Genomic DNA, 17496 nt, shown 5'->3' with positions numbered 1-17496 from the left:
GGCGGTCAGCCCGCGGCGGCCACGGCCGCTGCGCATTCTCGGGCGTGCCGGTCCATCTCCGCCCGGAAGGCGGCCACCAGGTGCGGCTGAATCCTTCCGGCGTTGCGGTCGCCTCCCTCGCAGACCGCCCCGCGCACTCCCACGATGTCCGTGCCGATACGGGTCAGCGTGCCGATGTCAGCCACCTTGATGCTGCCAGCCAGGGCGGCGAGCAGCTCGGCGTCGTGGGCCAGCCGGACGAACTCCGCGCAGAGATCGGGCGGCACGTGGTCGAACAAGCGAGTCCCGTCCTTGACCGCGGTATCGAGCATGGCAGCGTCGGCACCTGAGCGGCGGGCGATGTCGGGCAGGGAGAGCGGGTTGACGCAACCGATCCGGTGGGCGTCGGCGTAGCCCGAGGCGACGACGAACGCGTCCGGTCGATAGTCCTTCACTGCCCGGACAACCCCTTGCATGACCTCGATGGCCTGTTCGGGCGTCACACATCCGTAGAGGCCGACCTTGATGTACGTGGCTCCGGAGACAGCCGCGCCGAGCGCGGCCTGGGCCACCGTACCGGGCTTGTACGGTACGTCCCCCACGGTGGCGGAGACCGGCTTGTCCTCCGGGACCGCCGCGCGGATTTCTCTGATGACCCACGGGAAGTTCGCCCCGAGCGAGCCTTCGTCGGGCTTCTTGACATCCACGATGTCAAGGTGTTCGGCGGCCTTCGCACAGTCGAGGGCTTCCTCGACACCGTCCGGAGAGATGAGCAGCAACAACGTGGTTCCTTCCACCGTATGTCTACCTGCCGAGGGCAGGTGAGCGGAGCCGCTTGCCTGGTCCGTGTGCTCATCCTTGCTGCGGCCCACGGTCGCCGGCAGGGCGTGCGACGTACCGGGCGGGTCATTGTCCTGCCGTGTCCACGCCCCTTGCGGCGCGCCGTCTGCGCCGGTTCGGACCGGCCGGGGCTTCGGCTGCCGTACCGCCTCCTCCAGGAGGAGCCGCGTACTCGTCCGCGCCGGCGGCACGGGCTGGTCTTCGTGGAGCCCTCATTCCGCATGACCGCACGGTGCCGCGTCGGGACCTCAGCGGCGTGGTGGGCGCGCACAGAGGTGTAGTCGACGTGCATGCGATGCCACCCGTCTTCCACTGCCGAAGAGTTCCGGTGACTCCCCCACTGCACCCGGCCGAGCCGGTGACGAAGCCCCTTGGCACCTGACGGTGATCCCGCCGCCGGCCGCACCGGTTGCCGGTCGACGGCAGCAGCCGCTCCGGCACGACCCGCTCGGCGTCGGCCAAGTGGCCCCGGCTGATCACGTCCAGACCAACGGGCGCGCGTCGAGCCGCGGTTACACCTCCGCTTCATCAACTCCACCATGCCGGAGAGCTGTCCGCTGCCTGGCCGGCGTCCATGCCGCGCCGGAGCAGAGCGGCCACCGCACCGGACAGCGCTACATCGACGCCCGCGTCGGCGTTGGTGCACGGAACGTGTTCGGACGCTGGCCATGCCCATGGAGAGGCGGTCCACGTCGCCGCCGTGCTCGCCGGCGTCGATGCGCTCGGTCTAGAAGGAGAGAAAGCCCGGCACCCCGGTCATGGTCTCGGTGGCGTGCGGGAGGAGATCTGCCGCCGTGCAGCGCAACGTCGCGGAACGTTGCTTCAACCACTTGAAGCAGTGGTGCGGCATCGCCACCCCCCGACGAGACCGCCGAGGCCTGTCAGGCAGTTGTCATCCGCGCATGACTGCTGATGCGGGCGGTGCCCTGGCGACACGCCCTAGCAGTGATGACCATCAGGACACTCGGCGAGCAGCACTCCGAAGACCGGGAAGAGGAGGACCGGCACGCCGGACACGGCTCCCATGATGGCGAAGCGACGGCGGGCTTGCTGCCGACGTCCTACGAGCGCCACGGTGAACCCCATGGCCGGCGCGGCCACCGCACTGATCAGAGCTGCCGGACCGAACATCCCGCCGACGTCCTCCCGCACCTCCGGCGTTCCCATGACGGATGCGATCACAGAGGCCAGCAGGATGAAGGGAGCGCCCGCCCACCACCACGTCATCGTGGTCTTCATACCAAAGCCCTCGGGACTCCGCCTCGCGCCGGTGCAGCCCCTGCGGTCGGGATCACCCGGCGACCCGCACCCCTCAAGCCCCGTCTCCGGGAGAACAGAGCGTTGGCGGATCAGGGCGTCGCGGACATCCGCACCGAACTGAACCGGACCCCGCACTCCGGAAACATCGTCCGGACCGTATTGAAGTGAGGCCGGCGGAACCCGGTTCCGGTGCACCCGCCGCCGCCTTGACCATGGCCGTCTCCGCCCGGGCCACATCAGGTGCGGTCGCGGGGTGACCTGCCAGGTGTGACGGCACGTACGCCGGTGCTGGAGTGCGAGCGCAGCGGCCCGTTCTCAGTGTGCGGTGATCACGATGACGTCGTCGTCCGCCATCCAGCGCCGGACCACCGTCTTGGCAGGGTTCACCCGGACCCCATGGCCGGGCCCGACTGTCGCGCTCTCACGGCTCCGGTAACCGATGGCGCACTCCCCGCGGCGTGACGCCGACTCGACGACGGTGGCGAAGGAGGCTTGATGCCCCTCCCGGACGTAGTCACCGGCCGGCCTGAGGTGGATGCCGTTGCCGTCGGGAGACAGGAGGCCCTCGAAAACGTCGGCCAGACGCCAGTTCTGGGAGATCTGGGCCATCAGGAGGCCGATCAGCTTGCCACTGACGACGAAGTCGGCACCGGGTCCGACCGGCGCGATCGCCCTGTTCCGGTCGTCGGTCATCTCGGTGACCACGGAGATCGCCCGCCCAGTCCTGCGTTCAAGGGCGCGCAGGAGTAGCAGTGTGACCAGGGCCCGGTCATCCGGCGCCCCGTTGCCCGCCGAACGGTCGGGCCCCAGGACGATGACACCGTCGTAACCGGCGGCATCCAGACCGTTCACCGTCTCGGGCAGGGTGGGATCGCCGGGGTGGAAGGTGACGTCCAGTCCGATGGCTTCGTTGGCCGCCTCCCGTACCTGGTGACCCGTCAGTTCCCCTCCGTCAGCCACCACATGGAGGACGGAGCCCGCCCCGGTATGGCCGGACAGATGAGCGACGATGCGTCGGGCCCGGCGATTCCACCCCAGCAGGAGCAGCCGTTGTGGTCGCGCCACCGTCGGTGGGCGGGACACGATCACTGACTCGTCGATTGCCGCGGGTTCGTCGGCCGGTACCGCGGTGTCGTCGTCCTGCGCGATGACGACCACCCGGTCCCCCGGGAGAACGACCGAGTCGACCGCCGGATTCAGCTGCACCCTGCCGTCTGCCCGTACGACACCGACCACGCAGGCATTCCGGTAGGCCAACAGTGCCCGGCCGAAAGCCTGACCCGCCAAGGCCGGAGCGTCGATGACATAGAACTCCTCCCCGGCGAAGTCGAGCAGTTCCTGGTAGACGAGAGAGAGGCCCGGCTGCCTGACGCACTGCGACACCAATCGGGCGGTGATGTCGTCGACCTCGAGGACGACCGCGTCCGGACCTGCCGCGAGACGCGCGGCGAGCTGGTAGCGCTCGTCGCGGACGACAGCCACCACCCGCACCCGGCAGTCGTCGCCCACTGCGGCCCGGAGGGAGAGCAGACTCTTGACGATTTCCGCGTCCTCGTCCGGCTCGTCGCGCGGAAGCACCAGAACGACGTCAGCCGTGCCGGGACTGACCCGTGCCAACGCGGCCGGGTCGGCGGGCCGTCCGTTGCGGCAGATGATGCGTGTGCGCCCGGTGCTCCCCGCTTCGGCACTCAGCTCCTCCTCCATATCGGTCTTGTCCCGGTCGGCCAGCACCGCGATCGCGCTCCGGCGCTGGTTGGCATTGGCCAGGACGAGCTCGGTCACCACCGTGTGGATCTGGGCGGACCAGCCGAGTACGACCGTGTGCCCCTCTTCCAGGACCGTGGAGTGCCCGAGGCGTAGAGCGACGAGCTTCTCGGTGATCGCAGCAGTGATGAGACTGACGAGGGTGGACACGTAGAAGAGGGCGACGAGGGCGAGCAGAACAGACAAGGCGACACGCAGAGGCGATCCGACCTCACCGCCCAGTCTGAGCGTCTGGCCTACGGTCCGCCACACCGCAGCCGTCTTCGCCCAAAGGGCGTCGGGAGCCCGGTCGTCCGTCCACACCAGGACCGCGCTCAGAGGCACAACGATGGCCAGGCAGGCAACGGCGAGCCATCCGATCAGGCCTGCCACCCCACCCGTGAGAGTGTTGTCGAACCAGTACCGCACCTGCTCGTCCAGAGGCGCCCGGCGCGTGGCCTCCGCCCCCGGGCGCACCGAACTCCGCGGAGGTTCCTGCGGCTGCCTCTGCTTCCCCACGCGGGCGCTGCCGGCGCGTGGGCCCCGGTCCGTACCGCCACTTGTCTTTTGCACAGCAGCAGCGTGGGAGGTTGTCGCTTCCGGCACACGGAATCCGGCCGGGGTTCATCCTTTCGAGATCAACAGCCTTGAACAAGGGCTGGACGACGAGCCGGCCCCGCACCCGGCAGGACCCTCCCGCCCCGGACCGTTTCACCGTTCAGGACCTCAGGCGGCACCGGCCGCACGGTCGGCGCAGTGGGAACAACTCATGACCGACTCACCGGGATGTGAGCGCACCGACCTCCCCCAGGAGCCGGGCCGCCGGTGCCGGGGCGATCAGCCACTTCAGGTGGCTGCCCTCGAGGGTACGGACGTCGTACGGGTTGTCCGGTGTCAGCGCGTCGCCCTCGCGGATCAGCCGGTCCTGCATGGCGAGCGGCATACTCGCGTCGTCGGCCAGGCGCACGAACGTCCTGGGGACACGGCCCCAGGAATCGGCCCGCGCCCGGTCCGCCGAGGTGCCTACGTCCAGGTTCTCGTCAGGCTGGAAGGTGTTCAGGAAGGTCAAGAACTCTTCTTCGGTGCCGTCGGCGACGAAGGCCGCCTTGAACGCCGCCAGGGCGTCAGGGTCCGAGGTCCGGAAATTGATGCGCAGCAGGCCCAGCTCGGCCGGGTTCCCGACCATGGCCAGGCCCAGCGACGCGGCATCGACCGTGGCCATTTCGGGCTCGGCGTAGTAGTCGTTGACGTCCAGATCCACCGGGCACCAGGCCGCGACGTAGACGAGGCGGTCGATGAGGTCCGGCCGTGCGTTGGCCGCAGCGGTCGCCGTGGCACCGCCGCGGCTGTGCGAGACGAGGATCACCGGGCCGTTCTCCTTCGCCCGCTCCAGGATCCCGATCAGGTGCGTGACGTTGTCGGCCAGCGTGACGCCCTTGATCGAGCCGGGCGCTGCTGCGAGACCCTCGAGGTCCTGCGGCGCCTGGTAGGCACTCGAGTAGCTTGCTCCGAAACCGTGGCCGGGGAGGTCGACAGCGACCGAACGGTGCCCGAGAAGGCCGAGTTCCGCCTGGAGGGGAGCGAAGGAGAAGGAGTTCGCGAAGGCTCCATGGACCAGTACGAACGTCGGCTGCATATGTCTACCCACTCTCTGAGACCCCGCCGTCACGTCGGCAACACGCTCCGGGGAACGGTCCGTTGCCGGGTGACGCCTGCTGCGGAGATGTCTTCTTCCATCCGGTGCCACCCCGCTGAACGCGGCGTATCGATCCAGAGACAGTGCGAACGGGTGCCCGATATCCCACGGGGACACTACGCAGCCGAAGATCACCGGTGCAACCGGTATAGATCTTTCCGTTTGTGTGTTCATCCGGCCCTCGAATGCCACAGCCGGGCACTCCGTCCCCACTCCGGAGGGCTGTCTGCGTCTACCGGCAGCGGCACAGTGCGGATGAGGTTGTCAGGTTGTCAGCAGAACCTGGCCGGCGCGACGGCTCACGCGGACATGGGAGCCCGCACTTCGGGGGCGTGGAGAAACCCCCGGCCGCGCTGGTGCGGCAGCCGGGGGCTTCTTCGTCGCCCGGGCCCTCGGGGGATGGCACCGGGAAACGGTCACGGGGCGGAGACGGGACGCCCTCGGTGGGCATCTTCTCCGTCAGCCGGTGCAGATGGGCGCCACAGGGCGCCCGCCAGCCGGACACGGCCTTGAACGCACCGTACGGTGCCCTCGGCCGGTACGGACGGACGCCGCTCCGCCTAGCCGGAAAACATGTCGGCGAGTACCCGCTTGCGCTGCTCCTCCCGGTGTCGACGTCTCGCGCCGGTGGACGGCAGACAGCAGACGGCGGTGACCAGGAGGGGAACGGTCCGCAGGAGCCCAGTCAGCTCGGCCGCTCATCCGAGCCGGACAACTCCTCGGCCCGAAGCGCGCCCGCCGGGACCTCGAAGACGATCTCAAGCCCGTCTCGCTCTTCCCCCTGCTCGCCGACTGGCGTGAATCCGAAGCCTTCGATGGTTGCCAGAGAGGCGGCGTTGTCAGATCTGATCGTGGCCCGCACGGTCTTGACCTGGGGTTCTGCGGCGGCCCGCAGGAGCAGCGCCCTCAGCATGGCGCGGGCATAGCCTTGGCGGCGGTACCCGGGTACGACCGTGTAGCCGACCTCCACCATGCCGGTCTCGTCCGGCGGCCCGTGGAACCCTGCGTCCCCGACGACGGCTCCGTCCGGCTCGGACACCACGGCCCGCGCGATCCACGGCGCGGCCGACGGGTCCTCGGCGAGCTGTTCAGCGCGATAACCGAAGATCGAGCGGGCCCGCTCGCTGACGAAGTGCTCGTCAAGGGCGACCCCGGCGGCGGCGCTGCCGCCGGCGAGGTCACCGTGAGCGAGCGCCCGCAGCGCCGTCGCGCCGAGCTCCACGAACCGGACGCGTTTGGGCAGGGAGTGCGTGTCGTCTTCCATCGCGGAGATGGTCGCCCGGCGACGGAGGGCTGTCCACCGCATTATGACTTGGGCAGACATCGTACCGACGGCCTCGGCGGACATCTCGGTGCCTCCGGTCAGGCCTACAACGCGAAGGTCCGCACTGACGGCGCGATGCCTGCGCCGAAACGCCTCTGACGATCACCTTCCCGCCTGCGACCTCCGCGCAGCGGGCCACCCGCGGCAGAACAAGCGTCCACGTCCGCGACTCCGCCCAGGGACCGCCTTCCCCCGCCCGACCGCCTCGCCGGGGGACTCCGAACGAGCCGGAGCCGGACACGGAGCGCCCCAGCCTCCCTCATCGCAGGAAAAGAGGACGAACCGGAGCGCCCGGCACAGCAAAGCGGTGGGCAACTCGCGTGAACAAATCGAACAGACGTACCATTCAAGTGTGCCGACAAGTATCGCTCCCTCGACCTGCGCGACGCCCAGTTCGCCCTTCACCGAAACCGCGCCGCCGGCCTCCCGTGGCCGGCCGAGCCGATGCCCGTACGGTCGGCCGAGAAGCACTGGGACAGCGGCTGACGGCTCGAACGCGCAGACAGCTCCGCCCGCACCCCCCGGGCAACGAGACGAGGGGGCCCGGCTCCGGAATGAAGGGCTCGATTTCAGCACGACGGTGCCCACCCATACCTCCCGGGAGACCACACACCGGGGCGGGGCAGGCTCAGCGCGCACGCCCCCGGAGCACGGGACAGTGACCGCGGACGGGGGGCCGTAGCCTTGTCCGGGACCGGCGAGACGTCCCGGCTGGAGAAGTGGCGGGCGACACGGGCATATCTTGCTTGGCAGCTGCGATGCGTGGACCGCCGGATCCGAGAGCTCGAAGGCCAGGAACAGCAGGAGAAGCGTCAGCGCGAGCGGGCTCGTGCCGCACAGTCGTGGAAGATCCAGCCGCAACGCTCGAGCTCGAGCGCGTTGCTGCACCGGGGGAACTGCATGCTGTACAAGAACAGTTTCGGGTTCATGTCCCGTGAGGAAGCAGTCGTCGCACTGACCGACCCCGACATCGAGGCGTGCCAGATCTGCAACCCCCGGGCCGGCCTGCAGTGAGACATGACACCGCTCCGGAAGCCGGAGGCATCCCCCGGCGTGGGGCGACCGCGCGATCTGGCGGCGCGGCGGTGTCCGTGGGGTGCTCACGAAGGAGAACCATTCCCGGTCCGGCTGCGCCGGAAGGCGGCCGAACGCGCACCGGTGGATCGGTGTCCACCTCACCACGATGCCGTTCCCGGCGGCAGAGTGTGGCGGTTGCCCGAAGGCCGGCATCGGCATCGGCTGCTCGCACGGGTGCGGACGGTGAGGATGTTGTCCGGACCCTCCGTCAGACAGGGTGCGGAAGGCGGTGCAGTTGTACGTCGACGAGCCGGCCGCCCGACACCTCAGCGGTCATGTATGTGCGGTGCGGCTGTCTGCGCCTGTCGGTCGGCGAGCCCGGGTTGAGCAGGCGCAGCCCGCCGGGAGCGGTGGTGTCCCACGGAATGTGGCTGTGGCCGAACACCAGGACGTCGAGATCGGGAAAGCGAGCCGCACACCGTCCCTCGCGCCCCTGCGACGGCCCCGTCTCGTGCACCACACCGAAGCGGAGCCCTCCGCACTCGACACGTGCGACCTCATCGAGCCTGGCTCGTAGCTCCGGCCCGTCGTTGTTGCCGAAGACACCCACGAGGCGCCGCGCGTGCGCTTCGAACAGGTCCAAGGTCGCCTCGTCCACCCAGTCACCGGCGTGCATGACGACATCCGCTGCGTCTACTGCCGCCAGCAGAGGGGCGGGCAGGTGCCTGGCCCGCTTGGGCACATGGGTGTCCGAAGTCAGCAACAGGCGCAAGGCATACCTCCGGGCCGTCGATCAGCGGCTGCAGAGTACCGCTCATCGGGGCAGTCCTCACGTCACCGTCCGGCCTCCACCGTCACAGGGCGTGTCCTGCCGGAGGGCCGCCGCGGCGCCCCCTGTGACCACGTCCGTCATGAACCGGCGGAGGACCTGCCGGACGAGCTGGCAGCACGCCGCAGGAGAACGGGCGACCCTTTGACGCCAGGGCACCCGTACGGGGTACAGGTGTGACACCGGCACCCCGCCGAGCGCGGGATGGCGAGTCCGCTCAGGCCCATCCTTCCGGACAGCTCCGGCCCGGATCTTCCTGGCGGTCCCGTCGAGCGTGGTCCGGACCTCCTGAGGCCGCCCCGTCGCCGAGCGGAGAAGTCCCCGGCACACGAAGTCCCTGTCGGTACCGGGAAGTTCATGGCACGCCGTCACGCACGGCCGTGATCAGTCAGGCAGGATCACTTGGACGGCGGACCCTGGACAGAGGAGCGGGTGACCACGTTGATGTTGAACGTGTGAGCACCCAGACCACCCGCTATGCCCATGAAGAGCAGGGCGAAGTGCTCCTGTCCGCGTGCGGTGGTGATGCCACCCATGTCCAGCTGTGACGACGGGGGCCAGCCGAGGTCGGTGAGCAGTCGGCCGGTGATGCGTTTGGCCTCGGCGTCGTCGCCGGAGAGGAAGACGGTACTCGGGCCGTCGAGACCGTCCGGGGCGATCATCACGGTGGAATCCATGGTGCACAGGGTCTTGACGACGGGGGTCAGAGGGAAGGCCGCCTGAATCTCTTCGCCCAGGCTGCTGTTGGGGTGCGAGAGTTCGGCGTAGTCGTCGGAGAGGCCGACCCCGACGTCGATCAGCAGGGTGCCCGCCAGCGCCGGTGCCCCGATGGAGTGCAGCAGTTCCACGGAGACGGCTCCTGGAGTGGCGTTGACCAGCACCTCTGCCTGGGCGGCTGTCTCGCTCAGGCCCGCTACGGGGAAGCCTGCATCTGCCCGGTCCTCTGGTCGACGTGAACCCAGGAGTACGTCGTGTCCTGCGACGCTCCACCCTTGGGCCAGTGCGCGGGCGACATTGCCGGTGCCAAGTAGTCCTATAAGCATGCTGTGAAGCTAGCCGTCACCGGCACTCGGTACATCGGCCCGCGGCCCCAGGCGGACCGGGACGAAAGACGTACGCCGATGGTCGCCGGCTCTCGCCACGACGCCCCTCCGAGTCCTCCAGGACAGCTGCCCACCCCTTGGACAACAAGCCCCACCCTCCGGCATGCGGGCGCGTCAGCAGGAGGACGCTCGCACAGGCGGAGATAAACGCGCACCCCATGTCCGTCGAACTCCCGTTTATCACCTCTTGATTTCCGCGACCTACGATCACCCAGCCAGACGTACTGAACCAGGGCTGCTGCTGAACAGTGCAAAGCCTGGCAAAAAAAAGGGGGACGAGGGCATGCTCCGCATACATTTCAGTGACGCGGATCTGGCCAGAACCAGGATCGCCACCGCGCCTGATCCGGTCTGGGAGATCGCCGCGAGTCTGCACCGATTACAGTCACGGAAAGGCCGTTGGGCCTACGCGGAGTGGTACCGCACGGCACGGCAGCAACTGCGGGACAAGGGGCTGGAGCGGGTTCTGCGGAACGCCCTGCTGCCCCTGTACCCGCGAGCCGCGTACTTCCCGGATTTCCTGACTCCCGCTCACGCGGTGGGCGACCTGGCCATGGGGATGGAATCCATCGTCGCCACGCCTCCGCAGCGAGTCCTCGATGAGGTGGCCATCCTCGACCGGACCGTCGGGGCCCCCACGTGGGCCGGAAGGCTGACCCGGCTGGAGTCGCGCAAGGAGTTCGTGGGGATGCTGCGCGCGTACCACGACGCGGTGGTCGCCCCGTACGAGGAACAGACACAGGCCAGGATCGAGGCGGAACGGGCGGTACGCTGCCGGGGGCTGCTGGACGGCGGGGTCGAGGGCATGCTCTCCGGACTCGGGCCCATGCTGCGCTGGCGCTCTCCGGTCCTGGAGGTGAGCTATCCCAAGCAGGCCGCCGACCGGGACCTGTATCTGGGCGGCCGTGGGCTGACGCTCGTCCCCTCCTACTTCAACTGGGGCGAACCGGTCGCCTTCGCCGATCCTCAGCTGCCACCCGTGCTCTGGTATTCGATGCTCCACGAACCGAGCCCCCTTGATGCCCCGCACGAGGACGCTGCCGACAGGCCCTTGATCACCCTGCTCGGGCGTGCGCGCGCAGTTGCTCTGCGCGCCGCGTCCACCGGCGCCACGACCACGGAGATGGCCCGTGCGGCCGGGGTCTCGACGTCCTCGGCCAGCCGGCACGCCACCGCGTTGCGTGACGCGCGGCTCATCACCACCGTCCGGCACGGCCCGGCCGTGCTGCACACCCTCACCCCCGCCGGGGCGTCCTTGCTCCGGGCGGGCCTGGGGAAGTCCCGCTGACACCGGGAGCAAGGAGCGGTGAGCACTGTCCGGGTTCGGCCGGGCTCCCCCGGCACCCCTCGGCTTTCGCACGTGGCCGGCAGCAGCGCCGAGGAGTGAAACTCGTTCAGGACCGGTGGCGGGGCACACCCGGGCCGAGACGTCTGAAGCGGAAGCGGCGGGGCTGAAAGGCAGAAACCCGCCGAGCGGGGCGCGGCTTCCGATCGGATCCGCCGCGGGAGGCCCGCCCATCCGTCGGCCGTAGGCCACGCCGGTCGTCGGCCCCGGCTGTTCGGGGGACACGCGGGCCGCCTCGGCTCCTCCGTCGCCCGGCGCGGGCATCTCCGGGTGAACCGAAGGAGAGACACGATGCCGCTCTATCTGTCGAGGTTCAGCTACACACCCGAGACGTGGGCAAGGCTGATCAGCCACCCCGAGGACCGCGCCGAGGCCGCTCGGTCCTACATCGAGTCCGTGGGTGGGAAGCTGCACGGTTTCTGGTACGCCTTCGGCACCCACGACGGCTACAACCTGTGGGAAGCTCCGGACAACGTGTCCATGGCCGCGGTTGCGCTGGCGATCAGCGGGGGCGGCGCGCTCAGCTCGTTCGAGACGACGGCTCTCCTGACCATCGACGAAACGTTGGCTGCCCTGCGCACAGCCGAGCGAGTACGGTACCGGGCTCCCGGCGAGTAGCGACGAGCACGCCCGCGGACGACCATGGCGCGCCCCGCTCCCGGCAGGAGCGGGGCCATCGGCGGTTGCAGCGTGTTCCGTATCCTGGGTGCATGCGCATGCGCCCCACTCTCAGCTGGATCCCGACCGAGGACCTGCCGCCGGGCACCACGGATCTGAGGCCGGTCGCCGATGCGCTGAGCGCAGGCGGTGTGCTGGTGCTCAGCGGGGCGGGTATCTCCACGGAGTCGGGCATTCCCGACTACCGCGGCGAGGGCGGAAGCCTCAGCCGGCACACACCGATGACCTACCAGGACTTCACCGCCGATGCCCAGGCCCGGCGGCGGTACTGGGCGCGCAGCCATCTCGGCTGGCGCACCTTCGGCCGCGCCCGCCCCAACGCCGGGCACCGGGCCGTGGCCACGTTCGGACGGCACGGCCTGCTCTCGGGTGTGATCACCCAGAACGTCGACGGCCTGCACCAGGCTGCCGGCAGCGAGGACGTCGTCGAACTCCACGGAAGTCTGGAGCGGGTCGTCTGCCTCTCCTGCGGTGCCTTCAGCCCGCGCCGCGAGCTCGCCCGGCGGCTGGAGGAGGCCAACGTGGGCTTCGCTCCGGTGGCCGCCGCGATCAATCCGGACGGTGACGCCGACCTGACCGACGACCAGGTCGGAGACTTCCGCGTGCTGCCCTGCAGCGCCTGCGGCGGCATCCTGAAACCGGACGTGACCTTCTTCGGCGAAGCCGTGCCCCCGCCCCGAGTCGAGCACTGCCGCGAACTGGTCCGCCAGGCGACCTCGCTACTGGTGCTGGGGTCGTCCCTCACGGTCATGTCCGGGCTCCGGTTCGTTCGCCAGGCGGCGCAGACCGGAAAGCCGGTACTGGTCGTCAACCGGGACCCCACCCGGGGCGACCGGCACGCCGTCACCCGCATCGCGCTCCCGCTGGGAGCGGCCCTCACCACCGTGATCAGCCGACTGGGCATCCCCGTGGACGACGAGGCGGCGGGGGCTGGGTGAGGTGATGGCCGAGCAGGGTGTCACCCGGGCCCCGCGCGCAGTGCGGGCCGGGAGGAGGTGGGTGCGGCCGCCGGTTCGACCTGCGGGTCGCAGCTCACTGCACCGACGGACGGCTGTGCGTGGCCCAGTATTCGTCGGCGGTGATCCCGAGCAGCACGACGTCGTGATACCCGCCGGCGAAGTACTCGTGCTGGCGGAGCCGTCCTTCGACGACGAACCCCAGCTTGCGGTAGAGGGCCAGGGATGCCTCGTTGAAGGCGTAGACCTCCACTTCACACTTGTTGTATCGCTGCTCCGCGAACATATAGGTGAGGATCAGTTCGGTGGCCTCGGTCGCGTACCCTCTCCCGCGGTGATCGCGGGAGATCTCGATGCCCGTCCTGAACCGCCCCGCACGGCTGTCGGTCTCTCCGACCGTCACGGCCCCGGCGAACACGCGATCCGCCAGCACCTCGACCACCAGCCGGAACGCCTCGGTGCGCGGTGACCGGCCGGCGCGGTCAGCGGTCCAGGCGCGGAGGCTCGCGTCCGAGCGTGGCGGCTCGACCAGGTCGGCGTTGCGTTCGTCGACGGTGTTCTGCGCCAGGGCCCGGAAGCTCTTCCAGTCCTCGGGCTCGACGCCCCGGAGGCACACCTTCTCGCCTGTCCACATGTGACTCATGGCGCCTACCACTCCGGTCGGTGCAGGCACCGGGCGCCGTGCACTGCACTCGCGCAACAACGACGGAACACGCCCGCGTACCCGGTGCGCGCCGCCCGCGGTAGGGCGGCGTGGCCGAGGGGTCCGGCCCGCGGACAGAATGACGCCTTTCGTGTCCGACGGCAAGACCGAGTGACGAAGGGGCCCGGGGCAGCCGGCCCGCACCTCCCGCCGGCCATCGGCCGGGACCGCATCCGGTGAGCGGGACTCGTCGGTCAAGGCGCAAGGCCTGCGGCTGACGCACAGGGGTCCGGGCTCATCTCTGAGGTGCGTAGCACTGCGCTCACTGCTCTGCAGATGAGAGCCCGCTTGCTTTACTGTGCCGAAACCTCTGGAATACCTCAGATTTGTTTTCCAGAGGTATGGCGCACTGCCAGAATCGCAGGGTTCCTGATCATGCGCCTTCGAGCCATCGCCGGTGTTCCCCCCACGGACCCGGCCGGGACCGACCATCATCCCCTCACAAAGGCGAACCCCCTCCATGAGTGACGGCAGCATCACAGCAGCCGATCAGTTCGCAGCTGACACACCAGCTGCGAACTCCCCCCACGTGGACGCCGGCGACGCCGGCTACAGCAAGGACCTCAAGTCCCGCCACATCAACATGATCGCCATCGGCGGCGCGATCGGCACCGGACTCTTCCTGGGTGCGGGCGGTCGGCTCGCCGACGCCGGACCCTCGCTCGCGATTGCCTACGCCGTCTGCGGTGTCTTCGCCTTCTTCGTCGTGCGCGCGCTGGGTGAGCTGATCCTCTACCGCCCGTCGTCCGGCGCCTTCGTCTCCTACGCCCGTGAGTTCATGGGCGAGAAGGGCGCCTTCGCGGCCGGCTGGCTGTACTTCCTCAACTGGTCGACGACCGCGATCGCGGACATCACGGCTGCGGCGACGTACGCCCACTTCTGGGGCATGTTCAGCGACATCCCACAGTGGCTCCTCGCGTTGATCGCCCTCGCCGTGGTGCTGGCGGCCAACCTCATCTCGGTGAAGTACTTCGGCGAGATGGAATTCTGGTTCGCGATCATCAAGGTTGCGGCCCTCGTCGCCTTCATGCTGATCGGCATCTTCCTCGTTGTCACCCAGCATCCGGTGGACGGCCACACCCCAGGTCTGTCCACCGTCTCGGATACCGGTGTCTTCCCCGTCGGCGCCCTTCCGATGCTGCTCGTGATCCAGGGCGTCGTCTTCGCCTACGCCTCGGTCGAGCTGTGCGGCGTCGCCGCCGGCGAGACCGAGAACCCCGAGAAGATCATGCCCCGTGCGATCAACTCCATCATGTGGCGGGTCGGGCTGTTCTACGTCGGCTCGGTGGTGCTGCTCGCGCTGCTGCTGCCCTACACCGCCTACTCCGGGGACCAGAGCCCGTTCGTCACCGTCATGGACAAGCTCGGCGTACCGGGTGCGGCCGGTGTGATGAACCTGGTCGTGCTGACCGCCGCCCTGTCCAGCCTGAACTCCGGCCTCTACTCCACCGGCCGCATCCTGCGCTCCATGGCGCTGTCAGGTTCCGCCCCCCGCTTCACCGGCCTGATGAACAAGGGGCAGGTCCCGTACGGCGGCATCCTGCTGACCGCAGGCTTCGGGGTTCTGGGCGTCGGGCTGAACTACGTGGTACCCGGCCAGGCATTCGAGATCGTGCTCAACCTCGCCTCGATCGGAATCCTCGGCACCTGGGGCATGATCATGCTCTGTTCCCTGGTGTTCTGGCACCGCTCGCAGAACGGTCAGGTCACAAGGCCCGCCTACCGTCTGCCCTGGGCGCCGTACACCCAGATCGTCACCCTGCTGTTCCTCGTCGGTGTGGCCTTCCTGATGTGGTGGGGCGGCGGCGTCGGCCGGACGACCGTGATGTTCCTGCCGCTGATCGCCGCTGCGCTGGTCGGCGGCTGGTTCCTCGTCCGCGGCCGGGTACACGAAATGGCACGGGCCAGGCAGGACGTCTGAACCCTGGTGACTCCGGTGACCCCGGGCTGTGGACCGGGACGTCACCCGTTCGTCCCGAAGGGTGCGAGAAGTCCTGTATCGGCGGCGTGTCGCCCCGCGCGTGCGGGGCGACACGCCGCCGGACGTAGAAGCGTGCGCCTGCCGGTCCGTGCTCCCGCCGCCGGTTCGCGGGCCGGGAAAGTTCGGGCAGGTCTCCGTCTCAGCGGCACACCTACGGCCCCGCGGTCAAGTGGCTGGGCAGGACGGGCCCCGGCATCGTCATGCCGCAGTGCCGCCCGCGGCCTCGGGTGCCGGCGCGCGCCGGATGGGCAGCAGCGTCTCCACCTCATCTTGCAGGAGGTGATCTGTGATCAGCCGGTTGCCCAGGGCCGGCTTCTCCAGCGGGACCAGGTGGGAGGCACCGGGGACGACGGCCAGCTGGGACCTGGGGACCGCGCGGTACAGCGCGATCGTGTGCTCCAGCGTCATCATGTCGTCATCGCCGACCATGACGAGCGCGGGCGCCTGGACACGGGCCAGGTCCCCGGTGGTGAGTGCCGGCTGGGTGCGCCACATGTCGATCACCTTCGCCGCCACCACCGGCCAGTGCTCCGCGCCGTCCGGTGCGACAGCCTCGTACATCTCCCGGAAGAACGCGAGGTCGGCACCGGCCGGCGTCATCGTGTCCAGCATCGCCGGTTCCACGAAGCATTCGGGAGACGGCCGGAAGTTGGCCCCGATCACCACGACCTTGCGGACCAGGTCGGGGCGGGCGATGGCCACGAGCAGCGCGACGACGCCGCCGTCGCTCCAGCCCACCAAATGCGCCGGTCCCCCCACGACCGTCTCCAGGAACGCCACCGTGTCGTCGGCCATGTCCTGGTAGGAGAGGGGCCCCGGGACATCGGGGGTGTGCCCGTGCGCGCGCCGCTCGGGCAGGAAGACGTGGTACTCGGCCGCGAGGTCGGCGCGCAGCGCCCCCCACGTGTCGTTGGTGCAGAAGCCGCCGTGCAGCAGGACCAGCGGGTCGCCGGCGCCTTCGGTCTCGTACCACGTCGTGACACCGGGGAGGTTCGCGTAGTCGCCCATCGTCCCAGGCCTTTCCGGACCGGCTGCCGTCATCCCCGGCCAGTGTGCGCCGTGACCAGCACGTCCGCCACGCGGGCGAGTGTGCCGTCAGGCGCCGGCACGGGAGCAGTCGCCTCCGCCGGGCTGTGCGGCGCCGGTGCCGCACCCGATTGATTGCCGGGACTCCCCCGTGGATGGGCGGGCGCATGACAGGCAGGAGCGTTCCATCCCTGACATCCGGGCAGCCTCGACCGTCGCACCGACCGTCTGCGGAGCTCCTCTCGGCGTGATGCCCGCCCGCCCGACGCCCTGCTCGGCGCGTGGCCCTCCACAGGAGGGTGTCAGAGGCTACCGCCCGCGAGTGCCCCGTACAGGCACCGGGCACTCGCGGACGCGGCCGGGCGGTTCACCCCGTCGGCTCGTCCGGGGTGGGGCTTTCCGGGTGGACACCGGCGTTGCGGGCAGCGCTGCGTCCCGATCCGGCCTCGTCCGGGTCGGGATCGTCGCCATCAGGCTCAGCCTGCGGTTCCGTTTCGGGGCGTTCGGTACTCGGCGGGATTATCACGTCGAGCGCGTCCTCTCCGTCCTGAACCTGCTGGTCGGGCATATCTGCGGGTACAGGCGGCGGGCTGCCCTCGGCCCCCGTGTAGGCGGTGCCCTGGGGCCTGCGGTCGGTCATGTCGTACTCCCTTCGGTGCACGCCCATTCCGGTTTCGGGGGGCGGGCCGTTCTCGCACCTCGCGTACCCCCTGGGTAACGGACAACGCATCCTTGTCCTGCTGCGTTCCCGAGTGCGACGACGGGCTCCACCGCGGGTACGGGTGCGGGGCCATGGTGCACCCGTTCCGGAAGTACTTCTGTGGCCACCTACGCACCCGGTGATGATCGGGACCTGACCACAGGCCACGGGCACGGACCATCAACGGATCGACGCTCATGCGCTGAACCCGCCATCGCGAGGTCGTACGACGCTGCCCGTTCGACCCCCGCGAGCGCCGGGTCGAACGGGCAGCGTCGTGCAGTGCGCTACCCGCGTCCACATCACCTCCGCCCCG

At 69.5% G+C, this 17496-nt stretch carries 15 protein-coding genes; 5 read left to right on the top strand and 10 right to left on the bottom strand.

Annotated features, from left to right (window positions below):
• Positions 1-5: 5 nt before the first annotated feature.
• From OO67_RS30470 to OO67_RS30450, 5 genes are all read right to left on the bottom strand, one after another.
• Positions 6-761 carry a (5-formylfuran-3-yl)methyl phosphate synthase gene (locus OO67_RS30470; protein ID WP_033304970.1) on the bottom strand — a complete coding sequence of 252 codons (756 nt, stop codon included), beginning with the start codon at positions 759-761 and terminating at the stop codon, positions 6-8.
• A gap of 997 nt (positions 762-1758) precedes the next feature.
• A complete protein-coding gene (locus OO67_RS30465) occupies positions 1759-2058 on the bottom strand; it encodes a hypothetical protein (protein WP_033304969.1) in 300 nt (99 codons plus the stop codon).
• A gap of 336 nt (positions 2059-2394) precedes the next feature.
• Positions 2395-4299: a CASTOR/POLLUX-related putative ion channel gene (locus tag OO67_RS30460; RefSeq protein WP_051710010.1), complete on the bottom strand. Its 1905-nt coding sequence runs from the start codon at positions 4297-4299 to the stop codon at positions 2395-2397.
• Between the two features lie 301 nt (positions 4300-4600).
• Complete coding sequence (locus OO67_RS30455; RefSeq protein ID WP_033304968.1) at positions 4601-5458, bottom strand: alpha/beta hydrolase; 858 nt, start codon at positions 5456-5458, stop codon at positions 4601-4603.
• A gap of 745 nt (positions 5459-6203) precedes the next feature.
• Positions 6204-6782 (bottom strand): GNAT family N-acetyltransferase, encoded by a 579-nt coding sequence (locus tag OO67_RS30450; protein ID WP_051710038.1) that lies wholly within the window; start codon positions 6780-6782, stop codon positions 6204-6206.
• A gap of 822 nt (positions 6783-7604) precedes the next feature.
• Here OO67_RS30450 and OO67_RS30445 point away from each other — a divergent pair.
• Complete coding sequence (locus tag OO67_RS30445; protein ID WP_244300347.1) at positions 7605-7856, top strand: DUF6233 domain-containing protein; 252 nt, start codon at positions 7605-7607, stop codon at positions 7854-7856.
• A 271-nt stretch (positions 7857-8127) separates the two neighbouring features.
• Here the strand turns inward: OO67_RS30445 and OO67_RS30440 are convergent, their stop codons facing one another.
• Both OO67_RS30440 and OO67_RS30435 read right to left on the bottom strand, forming a co-directional pair.
• Complete coding sequence (locus OO67_RS30440; RefSeq protein WP_033304966.1) at positions 8128-8631, bottom strand: metallophosphoesterase family protein; 504 nt, start codon at positions 8629-8631, stop codon at positions 8128-8130.
• Between the two features lie 455 nt (positions 8632-9086).
• Positions 9087-9731 (bottom strand): NADPH-dependent F420 reductase, encoded by a 645-nt coding sequence (locus tag OO67_RS30435; RefSeq protein ID WP_033304965.1) that lies wholly within the window; start codon positions 9729-9731, stop codon positions 9087-9089.
• A gap of 343 nt (positions 9732-10074) precedes the next feature.
• On the opposite strand from OO67_RS30435, the gene OO67_RS30430 reads away from it, so the two are divergent.
• From OO67_RS30430 to OO67_RS30420, 3 genes are all read left to right on the top strand, one after another.
• Entirely contained in the window at positions 10075-11079 is a 1005-nt protein-coding gene (locus OO67_RS30430; RefSeq protein WP_033304964.1) for an ArsR/SmtB family transcription factor, read from the top strand.
• 348 nt (positions 11080-11427) lie between these two features.
• A complete protein-coding gene (locus OO67_RS30425; RefSeq protein ID WP_033304963.1) occupies positions 11428-11754 on the top strand; it encodes a GYD domain-containing protein in 327 nt (108 codons plus the stop codon).
• 92 nt (positions 11755-11846) lie between these two features.
• Positions 11847-12752: an NAD-dependent protein deacetylase gene (locus OO67_RS30420; RefSeq protein WP_033304962.1), complete on the top strand. Its 906-nt coding sequence runs from the start codon at positions 11847-11849 to the stop codon at positions 12750-12752.
• A 94-nt stretch (positions 12753-12846) separates the two neighbouring features.
• On the opposite strand, the gene OO67_RS30415 is transcribed toward OO67_RS30420, so the two are convergent.
• Entirely contained in the window at positions 12847-13413 is a 567-nt protein-coding gene (locus tag OO67_RS30415) for a GNAT family N-acetyltransferase (protein WP_033304961.1), read from the bottom strand.
• A gap of 520 nt (positions 13414-13933) precedes the next feature.
• Between OO67_RS30415 and OO67_RS30410 the strand changes: the two genes are divergently transcribed.
• Positions 13934-15394 carry an amino acid permease gene (locus OO67_RS30410; protein ID WP_033304960.1) on the top strand — a complete coding sequence of 487 codons (1461 nt, stop codon included), beginning with the start codon at positions 13934-13936 and terminating at the stop codon, positions 15392-15394.
• 258 nt (positions 15395-15652) lie between these two features.
• On the opposite strand, the gene OO67_RS30405 is transcribed toward OO67_RS30410, so the two are convergent.
• Together OO67_RS30405 and OO67_RS30400 are read right to left on the bottom strand one after the other, a co-directional pair.
• Positions 15653-16462 carry an alpha/beta fold hydrolase gene (locus OO67_RS30405; RefSeq protein WP_033304959.1) on the bottom strand — a complete coding sequence of 270 codons (810 nt, stop codon included), beginning with the start codon at positions 16460-16462 and terminating at the stop codon, positions 15653-15655.
• A 385-nt stretch (positions 16463-16847) separates the two neighbouring features.
• Complete coding sequence (locus OO67_RS30400) at positions 16848-17120, bottom strand: hypothetical protein (RefSeq protein ID WP_033305032.1); 273 nt, start codon at positions 17118-17120, stop codon at positions 16848-16850.
• Between the last annotated feature and the right edge of the window lie 376 nt (positions 17121-17496).

Origin of the sequence: Streptomyces atroolivaceus, assembly GCF_000717025.1 — a bacterium.
Classification (GTDB): Bacteria; Actinomycetota; Actinomycetes; order Streptomycetales; family Streptomycetaceae; genus Streptomyces; species Streptomyces atroolivaceus.
The sequence above is the reverse complement of the archived record's forward strand: the minus strand, read 5'-3'. Positions and strand labels throughout refer to the sequence as shown.